Source organism: Janthinobacterium sp. GW823-FHT06H09 (genome assembly GCF_058794735.1).
Genome location: NZ_JBXAHC010000002.1, coordinates 246,831 through 268,878 on the forward strand (window position 1 = coordinate 246,831; position 22,048 = coordinate 268,878).

Genomic DNA, 22,048 nt, shown 5'->3' on the forward strand with positions numbered 1-22,048 from the left:
AGCAGCAGTCTGACGGCCGGATGCCTAAGCGTCTGTACGCGAACGAACGTTCAGCCTCAAGCTGCGCCGGGTCGTGCCGACGCCGCCCTGCGCCGCGTAGCCCGTGTGGCGGGCGCAATGGTCGAGCGCCTGGCGCAAGGCCGTATCGACGTTGCGCAGCGACATGTCGTGCCGCTCGGCCACTTCCTGGCGGGTCAGCTCATCCACGCGCAGCGCTTCGAGCACTTGCCGGTGGCGCCGCGGCAGCAAGTCGACGGCTTGCGCCAGCCGGCGCACGTCGGCATGCAGCTCGGCCAGGCGCTCCGGTCCCGCCGCCGTATCGGCGAGGAAATCGACGAGGCCGGCGACGCCATCCTCCTCGTCCGCATACAGCCAGGCGCGATTGCGCCGCAGACTGTCCATGGCCGCGTTACACGCCACGCGAAACACATAGGCGACGGGGCTGTGCGCCAGCGCCGCACCGTCCCCGGCCGTCAGCGCGCCCAGGCGCAGCCATGCGTCGTGCAGGCTGTCGCTGGCCAGTTCGGCGCAGCCCAGGTGGCGCGCCAGGCGCCGGTGCAGGGCCGCGTAATTGCTTTCCAACACCGCCTGCAGCCTTGCGCCCTGCCCCGGCGCCGACGTTGGCACGGGCGCCATATCGTTGGCCGCCTGCATGCGGGGCCGGATGGCGGGCCGGTACCAGGCCATGCCTGCCTGCCGCATGGCACCTGTCATGCGCAAGGGCAAGGCGCCAGCCATGCCGGCCATCATGGCGACAACCTGCTGCGCTCTTGCGCCGTCAGCTGGCGCGTGGCCGATTCCGGCAGCGTGCCCAGACCCAGCACGCGCACGGCGCTGCGCGGGTTGTAGTCGGCCGCCTCGGTGCGTGCGCCATCCTGCGGCGCCGCTTGCGCGCTGTCGGGCGGGGCGTCGTTGCCAAAGCCCAGCACGCGCACCGTGAACACGGACGGCTGCGCGGCACGGGTGGCGGCGCGCTCGCGCTGCACCACGTCCTGCGCGGCGGCCGTGGCCTGCGTGGCGGCCGCGCTGGCGTTCGTCATGGCGGCCACGTTGACGGACGCCACCGTCGGCATGCCCTTCGCTTCGCCTTTGACCTGGATGTTCGCCGCGTTCACTACCGTCAGCGCGGCCAGGTTGACGCTGCCCGAGACGCGGATGCCCGCCTCGCCCGCGTCGATGGTGCCCAGCGGCGCCAGCAAGTCGACGTCGCCGGCCGGCACTTCCGCGATCGGCGCCAGGGTGGCGATGCCGGCGCCCGTGCTCGGCACGTCGGACGACAGGGTCACGTTGCCCCAGTTGTCATACACGCGCTTGGGCGGCGTGTAGACGATGGTCGACTTCGAGCCGCGCCCCGCGTTGATGTCGCCCTCCGACGACCAGCCTAGGATATCGCCGCCAAACGTCGTCATGACGCGGCTCTGGCCCAGCAGGATGCTGCCGCGCGAGAACAGCTCGATGTTGCCGCCGCCTTTAGTGATGACGCCCGAGGTCGACGGCGGCGCCTCGCCTTCGATGCCGAACACCTGCTTGCCGCCCGGCGTGAGCAACTGGATGCCGCCGCCGAAGTTGGTGTGCACGTAGCCGCTGCGGGGGAAATAGTCCCAGCGCTGCTCGCCGTCGTTCCGCTTGGCGTAGAGCCCGCGGTACATGACGATGTCGCCCGCATAATCGATGGCCTTGCCGCTGGCGTCCTTGGCCGGCGCCAGGGCCGCGATGGCATTGCGGCTGCGCAGGAAACTGCCGTAGCGGGCGCTGTCCGCATCGTTGAACTCGCGCCCGCCCGCCTTCAGTTCCGCGAAATACACGTCGCGGGCAAAGACGCGCTGCTGCGGCTCGGGCAAGGCCAGATAAAAGGCCTGCGCCTCGGCGGCCGTGCCCTTGAAGCCGTAGCGTTCATTCAGCCAGGTCGTCAATTCGGTCGCGTACGACTTCACCACCTTGCCGGCCTGCTCGGCCAGCGGCACGCCCGCCTGCGCCACGTTGGCCGGGTCCAGATACGGCTTGACGAAGCGCAGGTAGTCGAGACCGGCCGCGCCCACGCCCGCCTGCATCGCGATGCCGGCGCCCGGGCGTTTATCTCCGGCGACGACGGGACCGAGGCTGACGACGCTGCCCTTGTCCTGCATCAATATATTGCGTCCCGCGCTGATGTCGAGCGTGCCGGGGCCGGCCACGTTGAAGGAACTGTTCAGGATATCGCGCCCGGCCGAGACCACCGAGACGTCAAACGCATTGTTGTGCACGAACAGGTTGCTGTAATTCCTGAATATCATGCCGCTCGTGTTCTCGCTACCGTCTATCCCCTCAAGCAATGCCGTGCCGCTGCTGACGATATCGCGGCCCGCCTTCATCCACACCGGTTGCGCCCCCTCATACCAGGTGGTGCCCGCATGCCTGGCGTCGTAGAACGCGACCATGCGGCCGCTATTGACGCCGATCAAATCGCCCTTCACGGCATAGATGCGGGCCGCTTGCGTGCCGCTGTTGGCGGGTCCGGCGGCGGAATCGGGGCCGAAGGCGAACAGCGGGAAGTTCGAGCGCGTCGCCGGCGCGCCCGTGCTGGAAATGTTGCCCGTCACGGGATTAGCATCGGCCGCATTCGCGCTCCAGCCCACGAAGGCTGGCTTGAACGGCGTCGCCATGCTGTCCGCGCCGGCGCCGGACTGGCTGACGGCATAACCGCCCGCATAGATGGAATCGCCGGCCAGCCACTCCAGTTGGGCATTCGGCGATGGCGCCAGCACCAGCGGCTCGGCATAGCTGTTGGCGCTATTCCAGCTGGCGGTTGCCTTGCCGTAGTACAAACTGCCATTCGGCGCCGCGACGCGCACGATGGACGGGTAAACGATGGCCAGGTCGGTGGCCGTGCCGACCGGTGCCGTCAACGGCGTCATGTTGCCGCCGGCGGAGAACAGGTCGAGCGCCGTGCGCGGCGTCCACAGGCTGAACCAGCTGTAGCCGACGCCCGCCTCGCCGGCGGCGCTGGTGAACGGGGATGCGCTGAGCAAAGGCACGCGGCCGGGGTCGGCCACGTCCTGCAACACCTGGTCGCCCAGGGTCGCCACCGTGAAGGTGGCGTCGCCCGGCACCAGGGTCATGCCGCCCTTCGGCGCGGCGCGCGTCGCGGTGAAGGCATCGTAGGCGCGCGTTTCCAGCGGCACGTGCTGGGTAGGCTGCGAGCCGTATTCCAGCGCCACGCTGCCCAGTTGCGCGGCCGACGTGGCCGCGTGGCCGCGCACATCGACCAGCGCGCCATTCATGTGGTTGAGGCCTGCCGTGCCGGCCGGATTGAGGGCGCCGCCAACGCGCAGATCGAGGTCGCCGCCGCCCGTCAGCAGCAGGCTGCCATCGGCCTGCACGCGGCCCGTGCCGCCCACGGCCAACAGCAGGCCCTGCGAACGGGTATTGATATTGTTGTCAAAACTGCTGCCGGACAGCAGCGCCTGCACGCCCGCGTCGCCGGCCACGTCGGCGCGCACGTTGCCGCCGCCCAGGGTACCGAAGCCCGTAAAGCCCAGCAGCTTGTCGGCGCCCTTGTTGCCGCTGGCATCGCCCACATAGCTGCCGAAGTTGATCCACCACGCCGCCGGCTGCGCCTGGCCACCCGTGGCGACCGCGCCGCTGCCCTGGCGCCACAGCCAGTTGCCGACGGCCGCGCTGTCGTGGCCGCTGTCCGAACCGACGGGACGCAGATTGATCGCGCTGCTGCCCGTCATCAGCGAGCCCGTCAGGTTGCCCGCCACGTTCAGCAGCAGGTTGCCGCCCTGGTCCGGGTACCAGGCGCGGTACACGCTGTCGGCGCCGCCGTCGACCAGGTGTTCGTGCGCACCGTCAGGATTGCTCAGCACCTTGCCGTCGGCATTGCGGCCGCGCGCCTGGTTGTACGGATCGCCGGCCGATGTCGCCACGGACGACATGCCTGCCGTGTACACGCCATACAGGCTATCCATGCGCAGGTCGCCGCCGCTGACCAGGTCCAGGTCGCCCGTGCCCGTGCGCAGCACGCTGTGGCGCAGGCTCGAGGCCTTGTAGTCGAACGTGGCGTTGGCCGTGCCGCACCAGGTGGGCTTTTCCTCGCAAACCGTCGGCCACTTGAGCGCCACGGGGTCGAGCAGGTCGCCCGCCTTCACGTTGTCATCCGCAAACTCTTCCGCGCCGGCCTTGGTCCACACGTAGGCCACCTTCAGCACGCACAGGGACGGGTCGCTGGCGCAGAGCTCCGCCACAGTCTGGCCGAACTGGCTGGTGAATTCCTCGGTGATGACTTCGCCCGCCACGATGCCTTCGACGCCCAGTTCCGCAGCCGCTTCGCTCCAGTACTGCACGCCCTTCGGCGGCACGAGGATGCCATACATGCCGTAATGGCTGTCGGCCAGGCGCAGGGTGCCGTGGCTTGGGTGCGCCTGTACGCTGCGCGTGTCAGCCGCATCGAGGTCGGCACCGGCCACCAGGCGCATGCCCCAGGCTTGCGAGCCTTCGGCCAGCATGGGCGCGATGGCCCACAGCTTGCCCTGGCTGCCCGCCACTTCCGGGCGCAGCTGAATCGACTTCACATCGGGCATCAGCTTGACGTCGGTGCCGGACGGGATCAATGCCCCCACGGCCAGCGCCAGGTTGCCATCAAGTACGAAAACGCTGCGTTCGCCAGCCACGCCCGGCAGCGGCACGCCCTTGGGCCAGCTCATGGCGCGCACCTTGACCGCTTGCGCCAGCACGCTGCCCGCATCGAGGCGCATGCCGGGCGTAAACACTTGTTGCGTCGTCAGCAAGGTGCCGGCCGCGTGGACGATATTGCCGTCGCTGTCGCGCACGGCGGCGGCCAGCACGGTGCCCGCCCGCACCGTCATGGCCTGGTCCAGCACGACGGCCACGGGCAGGCGCGTATTGGCCAGCAGATTGAAACCCTTGACGGGCACGTCGTAATTGAGCGCGATCCCGCCCGGGAACAAGGTGCCGTCGGCCAGGGTCACGCCCTGGCCCGGGACGATGACGTCGCTGCCATTGATGTCGCGCCCCGGCAGCAGGACCCAGCCGCCGTCATCCTTGGTGGCGGGCGGCGGCGCGAAGCCGTCGTTGATGCTGCCGTAGATGCTCAAGTCGCCGCCGGCGCGCAGCAGCAGGCTGCCCACCTCGCCCGACCCGCGCACATTTGTTGCCTGAAAGCGCGGATTGAGGCTGGCGTAGCGCATGCCCGACAAGTCCAGGTCGCCCTGCACCACCAGGTCGCCGTCCGGCGTCTTGCTGACGATATCGACGCCGGGACGCAGATGCAGCGCATCGGCATACGCGGCCGTGGCCAGGCCCGCCAGCTTGATATTGCGCAAGTTCGTGTTGGCCAGCGCCGCGTCAATGAAGGCGGTGCTGTCCGCATGCTTGCTGTCAAGATATGCCTGGTTGATCACCTGGTAGGGGCGGCCGCTGGCCGACAGGTCCGCGGCGTAGGCCGCGTCGTCGTAGCGCTGCATGGCGTTGACGGCGATCGATTTCGCGCCGCGTATCGTCAAACCGCCGCCGGCCGCAATGGCGATGTCGCCGAAGGTGGCCGCGTCCGCATCCGTGCGGGAACTGCCGCTGCCCAGGCGCGGCGCGCTCAGTTCCACCGTGCCGCGCGCGGCGCCGTCGTATTCGCCCTTGCCCTTGCCGGCCACGGCTGCCGTGGCATGGCGCACGTCGATCTGCGCGCCGCCGGCCAGGCTCAATACGCCTTCGCCCGCGTTCAGTTCGACCATGGCCCGGTTCGGGCTGTCGATGATCTTGCCGTAGCTGTCAACGCGCAACAGCGTGCCATGCGCGTCGAGCACGGCGTTGCCGGCCAGGGTGAGACCATGCTTGCCGGCCAGGCGGATGCTGCCCACGCGCTCGCCGCTGGCGTCGATCGTGCCGGCCACCGTCAGGCGGCCGTTGTCTAGCGATACCTGCACTTCGCCCGCCTTCAGCTCATTGCCGATGGTCAGGTCGCCCTGCTTCAGCTGGAAGCTGCGCGCACCCGTCACGCCGCCTTCGTTCAGGCGCGTGTTCAGCAACGCGAACTGGCTGTCCGGCGCGCCGCCCGCGCCCAGGGTTTGCGCGCGCACGTCCACGCTGCCCTTCTTGTACGGGACCATGGTGCCGCCCGCGTCGTAGCTGCCGCTGGCGCCGCCCAGTATCTTGCCCTGCAAATCCACCATGCCGGCCGCGCCATCGAGGGCCACGGCCTTCAGGCTGCCGGCGCGGTTGTTCTCGGCCGACAGGTCGATCACGCTGCCCGCGCCCTGGCCGATATCGCCGGCGCGGCTGTCCAGGATCACGTCGCCGCCCCAGCTGTATTTGTCCACGTCGAAGAAGGCGCTCTTGCGGCCCGCCATGTCGATGCGCGCGCCGTCGGCCACTGCGATGTCGTGCTGCGCGTTGATGGTCAGCTTGCCGCTCGGCAGCACCACGGCCGTCGCCACGCTCACGCTGTCGCCGTTCAGCGCCAGCTGCGCGCCCAGCGCAGCGTTATTCTTGACGGGAGCCGCTGGCGCCATACCGGCCGGCGCCGCTACCTTCAGCGCGCCGCCCGCCGTGTAGCTGTGCGCCGAACCGGCCTCGCCCGTCAGCAGCGGCGTGCTGATATTGAGGTTGCCGCCGCTGTACTGGAAACCCTTGCCGGTTTCATATGCGCCCTGCGCCTGGTAGACGGACAGGCTGCCCTTGTGGTTGGCCGTCACCTGGCCCGACGCCTTCAGGTTGACGGAGCCAAAACCCAGGGCCAGGCGGTCGAACGAGGCGACGCCGGCCGGCTGCGTGAACGGGCCGAAGCCGAAATCGATGCGTTCCGCTTCCAGGTTCAGGGTGCCGCTGCCCGTGCCGGCGCCATGCGTGATGACATTGCCGGCCGGCGACAGGGCACCGCCCCAGATCAGGTTGGCAGTGCGGATGGTCGCCACGGTGTCGGCGCCGCCCTGGCCATACATGGCCGGCGTGGTCAGCACCAGGCGGTCCAAGGTGGATTTGCCCGAGCCCTTGTCGTAGGTGTCGAGCACCACGTCGCCATAGAAATTGACGCTGTCGGCCGCGTTCAGCATCAGCGCCTGCAGGGCTGGCGCGCCGGTGCTGGTGTCGCCGCGCAGCAGGCGGTCCAGCACGCCCTGGTTCATGGCCAGGCCGCTCGAGCGCGTACCGTTGGCCTGGGCCGCCGCCAGCGCCTCGCTGCTGCCCATGTTGATGGCGCCCACGGCCAGACTCAGGTTGCGCGTGCCGTAGCGGGCCGTGTCGTCCAGTGCGAAACTGCCGTTCGTCGACAACAGCAAGGTGCCTTCCGAGTACAGGCTCGCTGTTCCTTTGTCGGTGCAGGTGTCGCCGCACACGCCGATGCGGATGCCGCCGCGCGCCGTGCCGCTGACGGGCGCCACGTTGAGCAAGCCGTTCGAGGCGGCCAGCATGTGCACGTCCGCGCGGCCTTTTTGGTAGATAAAGCCGTCGTTGGCGTCGTACGCGGCCTTGCCGCGCCCCACAGTGCTGATGCCGGCGCCGGGCGCGATATCGATCAAGCCGTCGCCCAGCTGGTCATTGCCCGGGTCCTGGGCGACGAGGAACACTTCCGGCGCCGACAGGATGGCGCCCGCGCGCAGGTAGATGGCACGCGCCGAGTTGAAACCGAAGTTCACGTAGTTGCCGCCCTGGCCATATTCCACAGACGGTGCATTGCCCACCACAATACGGGCCGCGCCGATATTGTTCAGGCTTGAAGCACGCACGCTGAGCTGCCCGGCGACGCTGGTGGCCGGCGCGCCGTCGGCGAGGATTTCAATGTCGCCGTCGGTGACATTGCTCGACCCCAGCACCACGGTGCCGCCGTAGCCGCCCTCGGCCGTGGAGAATTTGCCCGTGCCCTTGAACTGGAACGTGTCCGGGCCGCCGCCTTGCGCCAGGGTCAGCTTGAGCGTTTTCGCGTCGGCAGGCAGCAGTGCGCGGGGAATGCCGCGCGTTTTCGCATCGGCCAGCGCGAACGCCGCATAGCCCGTTTCGTTGTATTGCGAATACGTGCGCAAGACCTTGGCCGGCGTGAGTATCAGCTGGCTGGCCAGCGGCGCGCGGATGTCCGTGCCGGCGATCGACAAGGTGCCGGGCGCGGCCCAGGAACCGTTGCGCAGCGGCTGCGCCAGCGAGCCGGCGCTGCCTTGCCCCGCCAGGCCGTTCAGTTCCACGCGGAAAGCGCCCGGCAGCAAGGCATAGGTCGACGGCATCAGGGTGTAGGTGCCGGCGGGCAGACCCGGCACGCCGCTGCCTATCGTCACCTGCCGGCCGATGGCCGCATCGGCGGCGCCCTTGTCGCCGCCCGACGGCGCCTGCGGCGCTTGCGCGCCCGGCACGATGGCGTACACGGGGTTGGTTGCCAGGCCCGGCAGGATGAAGCCGCCATTCGGGCCCACCTGCACCAGCGGATGGGTGCGCGCGTCGGTGGAGCCGCCGCGCCCGGAAATGAAACCTGCACCCGTCAGTTCGCCGCCGCCCGACAGGTCGAGCAGCGCGCCCGGCCGCACGTCCACGGCCACGCCGGCGATGTCCACGCCGATGCGCAGGCCGCCCTGCACATTGATGCCGCCCACGCCCATCAGGGTGACCGGCTTGCCGTTGACGTTCCAGGTCTGGCCATCGACGGTGCCGCCATACGGCATGACCAGGCCGGCGCCGCTGACGGAGGTGATACTACCTGGCAACAAGTTAACGGTCAGGCTCCTGTCGTTCTCATAGCCGGCCGCGCCGATGGCCAGGCGCCCCAGCGGCGCGCGCACGACGCCGCCCTGCTCGATGTGCGCGGCGGCCAGTTCCAGCGAGCCGAAAGCGGAATACGGCATGAGCGGCACGTCAGCCGTGCTGCGGGCGATGTTCAGGCTGTGGGCCGGATCGTAGCCAATCTTGCCGTTGACGATGCCATAGCCGGCCCGCACGGCGGCGCCGGCGCCCGTTTCCGGGTACAGCTGGGCCGCGCTGAGGGTCATGTCGCCCGGCGTGGACAGCACCGTCGTCGGCTGGTTGCCGTCCCAGCCCAGCGGCGACAGCAGGAAGCGCACGTCGCCGCGGCTCGTCAGGCGCACGTCGTCCGCCCGAATGTCGACCAGGCCGCGCACGTCGATCAGGTCGCCAGCTATGCTGACCTGGCCGGCCACCGGCGACTGGCCCGCCGTACCCGGCGTGACATAGAAATCGCGTCCTGCCGGCTTGACGCTGGCCAGGCGCACGTACGGCGCCGCGATGCCGACCTTCGCGCCGGGCTTGCTGCCTGGCGCCAGCACGGGCGCGCCATACAACTGGAAGCTTTGCTGCAGCGTCAGCGACACGTCGCCATCGAAGGAGGCGGCGCCCAGCAGGGCCAGGTTGCCGAAGCCGCCCGCCTCCACCTGCTCGACCGAGTAGCGGCCATGGCCGTACTGGAGCGCCTGCTGGCCGTCCTGCGCACCGATGCCTGCGGCCAGGTCGCTGGCAAGCTGGCGCTGCGAGAGGATCAGCTGGCGCCCCTGCAGCACCTTGTCCGTCGCCAGCGTTTTCAGGTAGACCGGGGTGCCCGTGGCCACGGACAGGCTGCCGCCCGCCGCGCCCGCGCCGCCCGCCCTGGCCAGCAGCTGGCCATCGAGGTACAAGCCATTGTTCGACGCCAGCGCGATGCTGCCGCCCGCGCTGGCCACGTCGATGGCCGCGCCGTTCACGTCCAGCACGGCGTGCGCGCCGGAAGCGTCGAGTACGGCACCGTCGCGCACGACGACGAACAGGCTGGCCGCCGACGTACTGCCCTGCGCGTGGTCGATTTCGCCGCCGACGACGATGCTGCCGCCGTCCGCCACCTTGCCGTAGCGCCGGCCCTGCGCATCGGTGGCCGTGACGGCGCGCGACGCGACGTCGAGCACGGCATTGTCGCCGATCCAGATGGAACGGCCATGGCCGGCCGCTTCCACCGCTTCGGACACGTTCACGTCCACGCCCACGCCGCCCAGGCTGATCTTGCCGCCCCACGCGTTCAGGCGCCCGTCCACCGTCAGCTGGCCCACGCTGGCCAGCCTGATGGACTGGCCAGCATCGACGCTCACCACGGCGCCCTTGCCTATCAGCAACTCGGCGCCGGCCATGTCGGCCGCGCCGGACAGGATATCGCCCACCTGCAGGGCCAGGCTGGCGCCCTTGCGCTGGGTCAAGGTGCCCTTGAGCGCGTTTTCCGTGACCGGCTCCGGCGTCCACAGGGCCAGTTTCTCATTGTCCACTACGCGCAGCACGGGCATGCGCACGTCGACTTGGCTGCCGTCCGCCACCGTCAAGCCCTGCTTGCCGACCAGGCTGTAACTGGAAAAACCCTGCTCAAAAAAGTCGCCGCCCAGCTGCAGGGTGCCGGCCCCGGGTTTTTCAATGTCGCCAATGACGATCTTGTTCGCCTGTAATTCCAGCTTGCCGCCGCCCGTCACGCCATGGCCGCGCACTTGTGCGCCCTCGCCCAGCACCAGGTCCGATGTCGTTCCATAGCTGGCCAGGGTCACGCTGCCGCCCTTGCCGCCCTGCTGCTTGCCCTGCGCCAGGATGGCCGCGCCCGAGCCGGCGTCGATCAGGCTGGCGCTGCCGATGCGCACATCGCCGTTCGCCCGCAGCGACACATTGCCGCCATTGATATAGGGCAAACCGGCGGCGGCCAGCGGATCGCGCAGCACATTACTGAGCAGCCCGCTGGTATCGAGCGTGACGCCATCGGCCAGCACCAGCTTGCCCGCTGGCCCGCCCGGATTGACGAACGTATCGACCATGCCCAGCGCGCCAAGCTGGTTCAGCACGTTGCCGGCCATGATGCTGCCGCCATGGCTGCGCAGGCTGGCGTTGATGGCCACGTCCTTGCCGTACAGGGTGATATTGCCGCCATCGGCCACCTGCAGCGCGCTGTCGACCGTAATCGCGCCTTTCGCGGCGAGGCGGATGGCGCCCAGATGTTGGTCATTGAGCAAGCCCGTGTCGAGCAGCAGCTTGCCCTGGCGTTCGGGTGCCAGCACGCCAGCGAGGTCGAGGCCGGCGGCGATGCCGTCCTGCACGCGCGTCAGGCGCACCTCGTCCATGACGGCCGACAAGGCGTGCTGCAGCACGCCCGTGCGCTTGTCGAACATGGGCTGGTACTGTCCGACGATCAATTGTCCCCGCTGCGCGGCGGCCAGCTGCGACTGCTGGTAGCCGTCGAGCAGCGCCTGCGGCGCCTGCGTCTGGCGCTCGCCCTGGAAGACATCGCCCGCGATGCCCCCTTCCAGTACGGCCGAACCGGTGGCGACCACCAGCTTGCCGGCGTCGCGGCCCACCGTGTAGCCGTTTTCCAGGCGCTGTTGCGCGGCGATCAATGGATTGGCGTAGAACGCGCTGGCATCCTTGCCCCAGCGCGCATGTTCTTCCTCGTAACCCTTGTACACGCCCGCGTACGGCAAGTCGGCCGGCGCGCTGCCCGCCTCATACAGCTTGCCGTCCAAGCCTTTGAGCCAGGTCTGGCGCAGTGCGCCCGTCTGCACGTCCAGGGTGCCGCCCGACAGGTTGATGGCGGAGCCGGCTTGCGTGACCACATCCTTGCCGCCGAAGCTGACGGTGCCGCCCTGCGCCATCCACTCGCTGACGGAGTGGCCCTGCGTGCCCAGGTAGCCGGCCACTTCCAGCAAGCCGCCGGCCGTGTACCAGCGGTCGCTGTCGTAGCCGTTCGTGCCTTTCGGTACGAATACCAGCTTGCGGCGGTCGACCCAGATACTGCTGTTGAGCAAGGCCTTGCCGTCGCGGTTGACGGGCGCGTCGCGCTGCTCGTTGCCCTGCACGTTGATCTCGACATTGTTCGCCTCCATGGCCACCTTGACGCCCACGGCGCCGGAGACGTCGAGCTGGGCGCCGTCGCGCAGCAGGCTGCGGCTGGCCGCGTTGACGGCGATCTGGCCGCCCGTGGCCAGGGTCAGCGAGTCGCCGAGGAATTCCACCGTGCCGGCGCTGCCGATCTCGATGCGCGACTGGTCGCGGCGGTCGTTGACGGCAACGATGTTTTCCGTGGACGTCGCGGCCGGGCCGCGCATGGCGTCGCGCTGGCTGTCGAGCGCCGTCGTCTTGCCGTCGTCCTCGATGACGATGGCCGTGGTGGCGCCCCGTCCCACGGTGACGGCCGCGTCGCTGCCCAGGGCGTTCAGGTGCACGGTGCCGCGCGTGGCGGCCGTGGTGGAGGCGAGCACGACGCCTTCCTGGCGCACGTCGCGCCCGGCCAGGGTAACGTCGCCTTCGCGCGCCTGGATCAGGCCCGTGTTGACGACCTTGCCCGCCGTGCTGCCGGCCGCGAACTGCGGCGTGACTTCGCTGCCGCGCGTGCTCGACAGCGGATTGCCATCCGTGCCCACGCCTTTTTTAATGGTAAAACTGTCGCCGGCGGCCAGCAGGGCCTGGCCCTTGGGCGTGGCGATCTCGCCCGCCTGGTGCACTTCCTTGCCCAGCAGCATCACGTAACCGCCGCCTTCCGTGCTGCCCTTGGGCGCATTGCTGGCCAGGCGCGCGCCCGCCTGTACCTGTACCTTGCCGGCCGCATCGGTCAACGTCGTGGCACCGGCCGTGCCGGCGCTGTAGATGCCGTTTTTCTGGAATTGCGTATCGCTGATGCGGGCCGCGGCCGCCACCAGGCTGCGCGTGTCGACCTGGCTCGTGCCGGTAAACACGATGCCGTTGCGGTTGACGAGCAGCACCGTGCCGTCGGCCTTGATCTGCCCCTGGATCTGGCTGGGACGCGCTTGCGGATCGTTGACCCGGTTCAGCACGGCCCAGTCCTTTTGCTGCTGGAAGGTCAGGGTCGTGTCCTTGCCCACATTAAATGTTTCCCAGTTCAGGATGGCCTTGTCCGCCGTCTGCTGCACCACCACGGTCGTCTTGCCGTTCGCCACCGTCTGCACGGGCGCCTGGGCATGGAGCCAGCCGGCAGTCAGGCTGTTGGTGTCGACCTGCAAGCCGCCCTGCGCCAGGCCGTTCGGCGCGCTGGCGCCGCCGGCGGCACTCTGGCGCGCCTGCGCCTGGGCCGCTTGCTGCGCGGCGATGGCGCGCGCGGCCAGGTTCAGGTTGTTGAGCGAGCGTTGCAACTGCTGATTGGCCTGTTGCTGGCCCTCGGGCCGGCTGCCCAACGGCAGCGGCTGGCCATTCGGCAATCGGCCCGAGGTGGCAGCCGTATTCTGCGCCGCCCCCTTGGCCGCGAACCAGCCGCCGCTGAACGCCTGCTGCGCCCGCGCCGGCGTGCTGAAGGCGCCCGCCATCAGCATGGTGGTCAGTGCGTAAGCAAGCGGCGTGAGCCGCAGGCGGCTGCCCAGCGTGGAAGTACGCTGCGCGCCCGTGTCAACGGTTGGGACTGGGCGCTGGGCAGTGTGAAGCTTAGTCATGGCAATGGTTTCCTGGCTAGTGGGATGGGAACGGAGCCTGGCGTTAGCGCAAGCGTCCATGCCTCCATGACGTAGCTGGGCGGCGGAAGGGATAATGTTTTTTGAAAAATATTTTGATACGCGTGCCGCCGGGGCATCCGGCATCCGCCGAGATCAGCTCAGCAAGACGATGCCGCCCGGCAAACTGATCATTTCTGCTCCCGTCAAGTCGCGTATCATCGCCAGCGCGCCATCCATCTGGCGGATGGAAAAGCGCATGCGCACCAGGCGGCGGCCCAGTTCGGGATTGCGCAGCAGCACGCGGCCGGGCCGGTAGCGGTTGATTTCATCGACGACCTGGGACAGCGGCTGGCCGGCAAACGACAACGCACCCGTGCGCCAGGCGCTCGCTTCGCCCTTTGGTGCGGCCGTGGCCGCCTGCGCGCCCCCGTCGTCGTACACCAGTTGCTGTCCTGCATCAAGAGTCTGGCGCCGCTGTTGCCAGACCACCTCGACGGCGCCCGCCAGGCAAGTCACGCAGACGGCATCGCCCGTGTGGCGCACATTGAAGCGGGCCGACTGCGCCAATAAACGCCCCGCGCCCGCCACCACCGACACGGGCTGGCGCGCGCCGCTGGCGAGGATTTCCGCTTCGCCGCCCAGCAGTTCGATCGACTCGGGCGCCCGCACATCGATGCGCGTCTGCGTATTCATCTGCACCGTCATCTGCTGCGACAGGGCCAGTTGCCGCTGCTCGCCCGTGCCCGTGCGGTAGTCGGCGCCAAGCTCCTGCAGCGACGGCCAGGCGCCCAGCGGCGGGCGCAGGGCCAGCACGGCCACGCCGGCCGCCAGCGCGCCGCCGAGAAAGGCGCGCCGTCCGTGACGGACGGGGAACGCCAGCACGTTCGCCTGCGGCGGCGCGGCGGCGGCGCGGGTCAAGGCGGGATCGAGCGCCTGCCACACCTGCCGGAGTTCGCGCCAGGCGCGCGCATGCGCGGGGCTGCGCGCGCACCAGGCGCGCAAGGCGTCGGCGTCGGCCTGCGTGAAATCGTCGGCACGCAGGCGTGCCCACCAGGCGGCGGCTTCCCGGCCGATGGCAGTGTCGTCATGTTCAACAAGGTCGCGTGGATCGCGGTCGGAAGCGGTCATGGGATTCATCAATATTTACGGCGGCCCGACACATCGCTGCGCTGGGCCGCATCGGCGTCGGCCATGCACGTTTTACAGTGTTGCATGGCGGCCTGCAATTCTTTCTTCACCATCGCCACGGAAATGCCGAAGCGCTCGGCGATTTCCGCATTGAGCATGCCGTCGATGCGCGCCGCCGTCAGGATGGCGCGGCGGCGCGGCGACAGGCCAGCCAAGGCCGCATCGAGCGCCTGCACGTCGAGCCGCGCCGAGACGATGCGCGCCGGGTCGCTGATGTCGTCGCCGGGTTCGTCGGCCATGTGCATCAGCTCCTCGCGTTCGCGCTCGGTGACGATGATGCGGTCGCGGCGGTAGGCATCGGTGGCGATATTGGCCGCCATGCGCAGCAGGTAGGCGTCGGGATTGTGGACGGGCGCGGCGGCGGGACCCGGCGACACCATCGCTTCGAGGCGCAGCCATGTTTCCTGCAGCGCATCGGCCGCATGGTGCTTGCAGCCGACGACCCTTTCCAGGCGCCAGCGCAGCACGGCGTAGCGCGCACTGAGGTGGCCTTTGAGCCTGGTGCGCAGGTCGGGCAGGCTCATGGCGCGGAGATTCCTTGCGCGCCAGCGGCGCAATCGACTTCGCTGCCCGGACCTTGCGGCAGCAGCAGGATGGAAACGGGCTGCGGCATTGACGGCAGCGGCGCGGCGCCCACGCGCATGCCCAGCACCACGCGCGCAATGGCCGTGTCGCGCGCGCGCAAACCCGTGCTGTCGAGCAGGTGCACGCGGTCGACGACGCCGGCGCGGTTCAGATACAGCTGCAGCGCCAGGCGGTAGCCGCCGGGACGCGTCTGCGCGGCGCGGCACAGCAATCCCAGCAGCACGTGCTGCAGCCGGCCCACATAGGCCGCATGGTCGCCGCCGCCCTGCGTGGCACCCGGGATGTCGGCGGCGGCCAGAATGGCGGCCGGCGGCACATCCGCTGCAATTGCCGCGGCACCGGCCGGGGCATACACGATGACGGCTTGCGCGTCGGACAGGCGCGATTGCAGTCCCGTGCCCTCCAGCAAGACTTGCAGGGCCGCTCCCGCCGCATAGGGGCCGCGCACGGCGGCCGACTGGCGCTGCGCGTAACGCTGGTCGATCAGCACGGCGATGCCCGTGCGGCGGCTGTATATATCCAGCGCGTCGCCGAGGTTTTGCGCGGCGATATCGAACTGCAAGACGGCGCCGTCGGCCGGGTGCGCCCGCACGGGCCCCACCGCGGCCAGGAAACCCAGCAGTACCAGGCATCCGGCCAGCGCAAGCACATGGACGGATGCCGGGCTGCCTGTCATATCGCTATCGTGTCGCTATCGTGTGAGGAGTAAAGCGGACGCCTGGGGTGTTTACAATGAACAATCCTTGCGTCAACTGCAACAGACTACACAGCAAACATGACGGCTTCGTGACATGCTTATCACCAATAAATTTCGCCATGCGGGACGTCGGACGCGGCAATGATTTCGGCTACACTGGCTGCTACTTTCCCTTTCAGACGCCTGATGATCGAAAAGAATCTGCCCGAGCTGGTCATGCTGAAGCGCCTCATCAACGAGGGCGGCAGTCACCTGGAAGTTGCCGCGCCCTGCAGCATCGCCATCGATGGACGCGCATTTCCCGTGTATTCGATCGCCATGGGCAATCCCAGCCCCGACGTGCCCGTGCTGGGCTTTTTCGGCGGCATCCACGGCCTCGAACGCATCGGCACGCAAGTGCTGCTGTCCTTTTTGGAAAGCCTGGTCGCGCGCCTGCGCTGGGACGCCACCTTGCACCAGCAGCTGGAAACCATGCGCCTCGTGTTCATGCCGCTGGTCAATCCGGGCGGCATGTGGCAAGCGACGCGCTGCAATCCGCGCGGCGTGGACCTGATGCGCAACGCGCCGCTGAGTGCGCGCGAAAAAGTGCCGTTCATGCTGGGCGGCCAGCGCTACAGCCCCCGCCTGCCCTGGTACCGGGGCGCGGCCGGAGGGCCGATGGAGGCGGAAAGCCAGGCCGTGTGCGACCTCGTCGAACGCGAACTGCTGTCGCGCCAGTTCAGCATCGCCCTCGATTGCCATTCCGGCTTCGGCTTGCGCGACCGCATCTGGTTTCCCCATGCGCATACCAAGGTGCCGATCGAACACCTGGCCGAGATCGGCGCGCTGGAAGAGCTGTTCAGCCAGAGCTACCCCAACCACAACTATGTGTTCGAGCCGCAAAGCCGGCAATACCGCACGCATGGCGACCTGTGGGACTATCTCTACCTGAACGGCACCAGCTACACGGGCCGCGTGTTCCTGCCCCTGACGCTGGAAATGGGCTCGTGGCTGTGGGTCAAGAAAAATCCGCGCCAGCTGTTCAACCGGGTCAGCATCTTCAACCCCACGGCCGCGCACCGCTTGCAGCGCGTGCTGCGGCGGCACCTGGTGTGGTTCGATTTCCTCATGCGCGCCGCCAGCAGCCACGGCCGCTGGATGCCGGAAGGCTTGCTGCGCAAGGCGCAGCGTCGGCGCGCCCTGGCGCAATGGTACGAATCATGAGCGGATCGCCTACCTGGGTCTTGCTGCGCGGCCTGATGCGCGAACAGCGCCACTGGGGCAGCTTCCCCGCCACCTTGGCGCGCGCCCTGCCCGGCGCCCGCATCGTCACGCCCGACCTGCCCGGCAACGGCACGCGCCACGACGAAGACAGCGCCACCCGCGTGGCCGTCATGGTGGAAGACTGCCGCCAGGACTTGCTGGCGCGCGGCATCCCCGCGCCATACCACTTGCTGGCCCTGTCCCTGGGCGGCATGGTGGCCGTCGAATGGGCAAGCCGCTATCCGCAGGAAATCGCACGCTGCGTACTCGTCAATACCAGCATGCGGCCGTTCAATCCGTTTTACCGGCGCCTGCGCTGGCAAAACTACGGCGCCCTGCTGCGCCAGTTGCTGGCCGGCGATGCACGCAGCCAGGAAGCGCTGATCTTGCGCCTGACCAGCCGCAGGCACGCCCATGGCAATCCGGCGCTGCTGGCCGATTGGCTCAGCTACCAGCAGCAATATCCGGTCAACCGCTGCAATGCGCTGCGCCAGCTGCTGTCGGCCGCCCGCTACCGCGCCCCCGCCAGCCGTCCGGCCATGCCCGTGCTGGTGATGGCCGGCGCGCAAGATCAATTGGTCGACCACCGCTGCTCGCAGCGCCTGGCGCGCGCCTGGCAAGCCGATTGCCTGATCCATGGCGACGCGGGCCACGACTTGCCGCTCGATGAGGGCGAATGGCTGGCGCAATCGGTGGCGCGCTGGCTGGGGGAAGAAATGACAGACCACGGCAGGACGGCACAATCATCATGCAGATAACAAGCAGCAGTACGGAGCAACTGGCAGCGCTGGCGGAGGCCGGCGTACGCGAGCACATTTTCCCGGGTGCGGCCTGGGCCGTGGGCACCGTCGACGACGGCGTGGCGGGCGCGGCCGGGCGGCTCACGCCCGATCCAGCCAGTGCCGCGATGCAGGTCGATACCCTGTTCGACATCGCGTCGCTGACCAAGATCATCAGCGTCTGGTCGCTGACGGGCCGGCTGCTGAAGCAGGAACGCCTGGGCCTGGACACCCGCCTGGCCGACGTGCTGCCCGGCACGCACGGTTATGCGCTGGCGCCCGTCACGATTTTCCAGCTGCTCACGCATACGGCCGGCCTGCCGCTGCGCGCCCGCCTGCGCGCCAGCTATGGCGAGGTGTACGACGATATCGTGCGCGGCGTATTGCGCGAGCCGCTCGAAGGCGTACCAGGCCAGGCGGTCGACTACACGGACCGCGCGGCCCTGATCCTCGGCCTGGTCATCGAGCGGCTGCTGGGCATGCCCCTGGACCAGGCCCTGGAAGAGCATGTGCTGCGGCCGCTGGGCATGGCCGCCACGCGCTTTGGCCCGCTGCCGGCTGCGCATGGCAAGCTGGTCGCGCCGACCGAGTATTGCGAGCAGGCGGGCGCCCATCTTGCCGGCGTGACGCATGATTTTTCGACGCGGCTGCTGGGCGGCGTATGCGGCATTTCCGGGCTGTTTTCGAATGTGCCGGACCTGCAGCGCTTCCTGCAGGCGATGCTGGCGCAGGACCGCCATGGCGAGGTGTTCGACGCCGGCTGGGTGCGTGATTCGCTGACGGTGCAGACGGGTTCCTTGAGCCCGTCGCGCGGCCTGTTCTGGCACCCGGCGACAGGCAGCGGGCCGCAGGACGACATCTGGTGCCACCAGGGTTTCACCGGCACGGCCCTGTGGATCAGTCCCCGGCGCGGCCGCTATGCGGTGCTGCTGACCAATAAACTGTACTACACGCGCGATTCCGCCAGGGTCAACGCGCTGCGGCACGCTTTCATGCGCCGCGCCTTCGGTCTTTGAACTTTATAGCCGCAAGCTCACGATGATGGCCAGCAGCAGCGCGCCGGCGGCCGCCAGCAGCGAACTATTAAAACTGTGCGACTGCGCATACAGGCTGCCGGCCAGCACGGGGCCGATGATCTGGCCCACGCCATACACCACCGTCATGATGGCCATCATGCTGGTGCCCGCCTTGACGGCGGCCCGCTGCGCGGCCGGCATGGCGATCGTGACCGTGCCGACGAACGTGCCGCCGACGAGGATGGCGCTGAGCAGGTAGCCGGCAGCCGAGGGCGCCAGCACGGGCAAGGCCACGCCCAGCGCCTGCAGCAGCAAGTTCAGCCTGAGCGCCTGGCGCGTGCCCAGGCGCTCGTGCAGCCGGTGCCACAGGAAGCACGAGGGCGCCGCCCCGAGGCCGAACACGGCCCACACGTGGGCGGAATTCAAGCCGGGCAAGGCCGCGCCGACCAGCACGGGCAAATACGTGGCCGTGACGATGTAGCCGAGTCCCGCCAAGCCGTAGATCAGCACCAGCGGCCACGGCGCCACGGACGCCAGCGCCGAAGCTGCCCTTTGCGCTGGCGCGTCCAGCGTCGCCAGTCCGCCAGCGGCAATCGCGGGTGCGGCCGCCAGCCCCGCCAGCGCGGCGACGCCGGCCAGCAGCAGCCACATGCCCGCGCTGCGCCAGCCCAGCTGCGATGCCAGCACCAGCAATTCGGCCGAGACGGCGATGCCCACGCCCACGCCCGCGTACAGCAGCGGCGCGCCGCGGCCATGCCGGCGCCGTTCCAGCAGCCACAAGGAAGCGGCCACCATGGCCAGGGCGCTGAAGACGCCCGCCACGCCCCGCACCGCCACGATGAGCCAGACGGGCATCGGCACTGCCAGCACGCCCAGGCACAGCGCCGTGCCGGCCGCCGACCACAGGCACAGCCGGTGCGCGTCGTGGGCCCGCGCGCGCATGGCCAGGATGGCGCCCAACAGGTAACCGGCATAGTTGGCCGAGGCGGCCAGGCTGCCTTCGCGCAAGCTCAAGACGCCTTCCTCGACCATCTGCGGATAGATGGCCGTGAAGGCGAAGCGGCCAAAGCCCATGCCGATGGCGAGAATGACCGCCGCGGCGATGGCCGCACGCAGCCTGGCCGCCCCGCTCACGGCGCCGCCTCGCCGAGCAGCGCCAGCAAATGCTGAAAGGCGGGCACGTCGAATCCGACTCTCCACACGAGCACCGTGTCGGCTTGCCCGGCGGACAGCATTGTCAAGGTGGCCGGCGCATCGGACAACGCCAGCACGCTGGCCGGCAGCACGGTCACGCAGGCCCCGGCCGCCACGCAGGCGATCATGGTGTGATACGAACTCAGCTCCTGCACCCGCCACTGCGTGCTGCCGGCCACGCCCAGCAGCTCTTCGGCGATGCCGCGGTAGGTGCAGCCCTGCGGAAAGGCTGCCAGCGAGCGCGTGCGCACATCCTCGGCGCGGCGCGCCTGCCCTTCGCTGGCCGGCAGCAGCAGACACAATTCCTCGCGCCACACGGCCGTCGATGCCAGGCCCAGCTCCGCCAAGGCGGCGGCGCCGCCGAACGCTGGCGGCAAGGCGACAAAAGCGCAGTCGAGCAGACCCGTGCGCACCTGCTCGATCAGGGGCCGCGACGGCCCCGTGCTCAGCGCCAGGCGCGTGTCCGGATGGCGGGCGTGATACGCGGCCAGCAGCGCCGGCAGGCGGCTGGCCGCCGTACTTTCCATGCTGCCGACGCGCAAGGTGCCGCCGTCGCGCCCGCCCGTGACGACGTGCCTGGCCTCTTCCGCCAGCGCCAGCAAACGCTGCGCATACTCGAGAAAGCGTTCGCCCGCCGCCGTCAGGGCCATGCGTTTATTGGTGCGCACGAACAAGTCCGCGCCGATATCGGCTTCCAGCTGCTGGATGCGCGTGGTGACGCTGGACGGCGCGCGGCCCAGCCTGGCTGCGGCCTGGGTGACGCTCAGCTCGCTGGCCACGGCACAGAAAATCGTCAGGGATTCCATGTCCATCATGTTCTCTATTTAAGAATTATTATGCTATTATATTCTTCAAATAAGAATATTGCGCAACATCCTTAATTTCATGAAGGAAACATCATGAGCACCTCCCAGCGCTTCCTCGACCATCTCGGCTTGCAGCACCCCATCATCCAGGCGCCGATGGCGGGCGTTTCCACGCCGCGCATGGCCGCCGCCGTCTCGAACGCTGGCGGCCTCGGTTCGCTGGCCATCGGCGCCGGCACCGTGGCGCAGGCGCGCCAGATGATCGAGGAAACCCGCGCGCTGACGGACCGCCCCTTCAACGTGAATGTGTTCTGCCATGCGCCGGCGGTACGCGATGCGCGGCGCGAAGCGGCCTGGCTGGCCCATCTGGCGCCCCTGTTCGCGGAACTGGGCGCGGCCGTGCCAGCGGAACTCGACGAGATCTACCAAACCTTTCTCGGCAACGAGGCAGCGTTCGCCCTGCTGCTGGAACAGCGCCCCGCCGTCGTCAGCTTCCATTTCGGCTTGCCGGCGCAGCAGCAGATCGCCGCCCTGCGCCAGGCCGGCATCTACACCATGGCCACGGCCACCAGTGTGCGCGAGGCGGCGCTGATCGAACAGGCCGGTATCGACGCCATCGTGGCGCAGGGCGTGGAAGCGGGCGGACACCGGGGCGTCTTCGACCCGCAGGCGCCCGACGAGCGCCACAGCACCAGCGTGCTGCTGCGCCTGCTGACGGGCCGCACTGCTCTCCCCCTGATCGCCGCCGGCGGCATCATGGATGGACAAGGCATCCGCGCCGCGCTGGACCTGGGCGCCGCAGCGGCCCAGCTGGGCACGGCGTTCGTGCTGTGCCCGGAATCGTCGGCCAATGCGGGCTACCGCGCCAACCTGCAAAGCGAACGGGCGGCAAGCACGCGGTTGACCAGCGTGCTCTCGGGCCGTCTGGCGCGCGGCATGGTGAACCGCCTGATCGAGCACGGCGAAGCGCCGGACAGCCCGCCGCCCGCCGACTATCCCGTCGCCTACGATGCCGCCAAACAATTGAACGCCTTGGCCAGCCGGCACGGCAACAGCGACTTCGCCGCGCAATGGGCCGGCCAGGGCGCGCCGCTGGCGCGGGAAATGGGGGCGGAGGAACTGGTGTCGGCACTGGCAAGGGAAATGGCGGCCTGATGCCAGGATGCTTCTGGCA

General features: G+C 69.0%; 11 protein-coding genes. 4 read left to right on the forward strand and 7 right to left on the reverse strand.

Features of this window, described 5'->3' with window-relative positions; all coding sequences use genetic code 11:
* Positions 1–24 precede the first annotated feature (24 nt).
* The 5 genes from AC1Q6X_RS03595 to AC1Q6X_RS03615 form a co-directional block, all read right to left on the reverse strand.
* Positions 25–750 carry an RNA polymerase sigma factor gene (locus AC1Q6X_RS03595; protein WP_492495164.1) on the reverse strand — a complete coding sequence of 242 codons (726 nt, stop codon included), beginning with the start codon at positions 748–750 and terminating at the stop codon, positions 25–27.
* Positions 747–13,367: a filamentous hemagglutinin family protein gene (locus AC1Q6X_RS03600; protein ID WP_492495166.1), complete on the reverse strand. Its 12,621-nt coding sequence runs from the start codon at positions 13,365–13,367 to the stop codon at positions 747–749. The genes AC1Q6X_RS03595 and AC1Q6X_RS03600 overlap by 4 nt, the downstream gene beginning before the upstream one ends.
* A 153-nt stretch (positions 13,368–13,520) precedes the next feature.
* A complete protein-coding gene (locus tag AC1Q6X_RS03605) occupies positions 13,521–14,495 on the reverse strand; it encodes a FecR family protein (RefSeq protein ID WP_492495168.1) in 975 nt (324 codons plus the stop codon).
* Positions 14,496–14,503: 8 nt separating this feature from the next.
* Complete coding sequence (locus AC1Q6X_RS03610; protein WP_492495170.1) at positions 14,504–15,079, reverse strand: RNA polymerase sigma factor; 576 nt, start codon at positions 15,077–15,079, stop codon at positions 14,504–14,506.
* A complete protein-coding gene (locus AC1Q6X_RS03615) occupies positions 15,076–15,816 on the reverse strand; it encodes a hypothetical protein (RefSeq protein ID WP_492495172.1) in 741 nt (246 codons plus the stop codon). Before AC1Q6X_RS03615 ends, AC1Q6X_RS03610 begins: the two co-directional genes overlap by 4 nt.
* Positions 15,817–16,023: 207 nt before the next feature.
* Between AC1Q6X_RS03615 and AC1Q6X_RS03620 the strand changes: the two genes are divergently transcribed.
* The 3 genes from AC1Q6X_RS03620 to AC1Q6X_RS03630 are packed head-to-tail and all read left to right on the forward strand — an operon-like array spanning position 16,024 to position 18,874.
* Positions 16,024–17,040 (forward strand): M14 family zinc carboxypeptidase, encoded by a 1,017-nt coding sequence (locus AC1Q6X_RS03620; RefSeq protein WP_492495174.1) that lies wholly within the window; start codon positions 16,024–16,026, stop codon positions 17,038–17,040.
* A complete protein-coding gene (locus AC1Q6X_RS03625; protein ID WP_492495176.1) occupies positions 17,037–17,837 on the forward strand; it encodes an alpha/beta fold hydrolase in 801 nt (266 codons plus the stop codon). The genes AC1Q6X_RS03620 and AC1Q6X_RS03625 overlap by 4 nt, the downstream gene beginning before the upstream one ends.
* Complete coding sequence (locus tag AC1Q6X_RS03630; RefSeq protein ID WP_492495178.1) at positions 17,828–18,874, forward strand: serine hydrolase domain-containing protein; 1,047 nt, start codon at positions 17,828–17,830, stop codon at positions 18,872–18,874. The genes AC1Q6X_RS03625 and AC1Q6X_RS03630 overlap by 10 nt, the downstream gene beginning before the upstream one ends.
* A 3-nt stretch (positions 18,875–18,877) precedes the next feature.
* Here AC1Q6X_RS03630 and AC1Q6X_RS03635 read toward each other — a convergent pair whose 3' ends face one another.
* Together AC1Q6X_RS03635 and AC1Q6X_RS03640 are read right to left on the reverse strand one after the other, a co-directional pair.
* A complete protein-coding gene (locus AC1Q6X_RS03635; protein WP_492495180.1) occupies positions 18,878–20,008 on the reverse strand; it encodes a YbfB/YjiJ family MFS transporter in 1,131 nt (376 codons plus the stop codon).
* On the reverse strand, positions 20,005–20,880 hold the full coding sequence (locus AC1Q6X_RS03640) for a LysR substrate-binding domain-containing protein (protein WP_492495400.1): 876 nt from the start codon (positions 20,878–20,880) through the stop codon (positions 20,005–20,007). The genes AC1Q6X_RS03635 and AC1Q6X_RS03640 overlap by 4 nt, the downstream gene beginning before the upstream one ends.
* 87 nt (positions 20,881–20,967) lie before the next feature.
* On the opposite strand from AC1Q6X_RS03640, the gene AC1Q6X_RS03645 reads away from it, so the two are divergent.
* A complete protein-coding gene (locus tag AC1Q6X_RS03645; RefSeq protein ID WP_492495182.1) occupies positions 20,968–22,029 on the forward strand; it encodes an NAD(P)H-dependent flavin oxidoreductase in 1,062 nt (353 codons plus the stop codon).
* Positions 22,030–22,048: the final 19 nt, after the last annotated feature.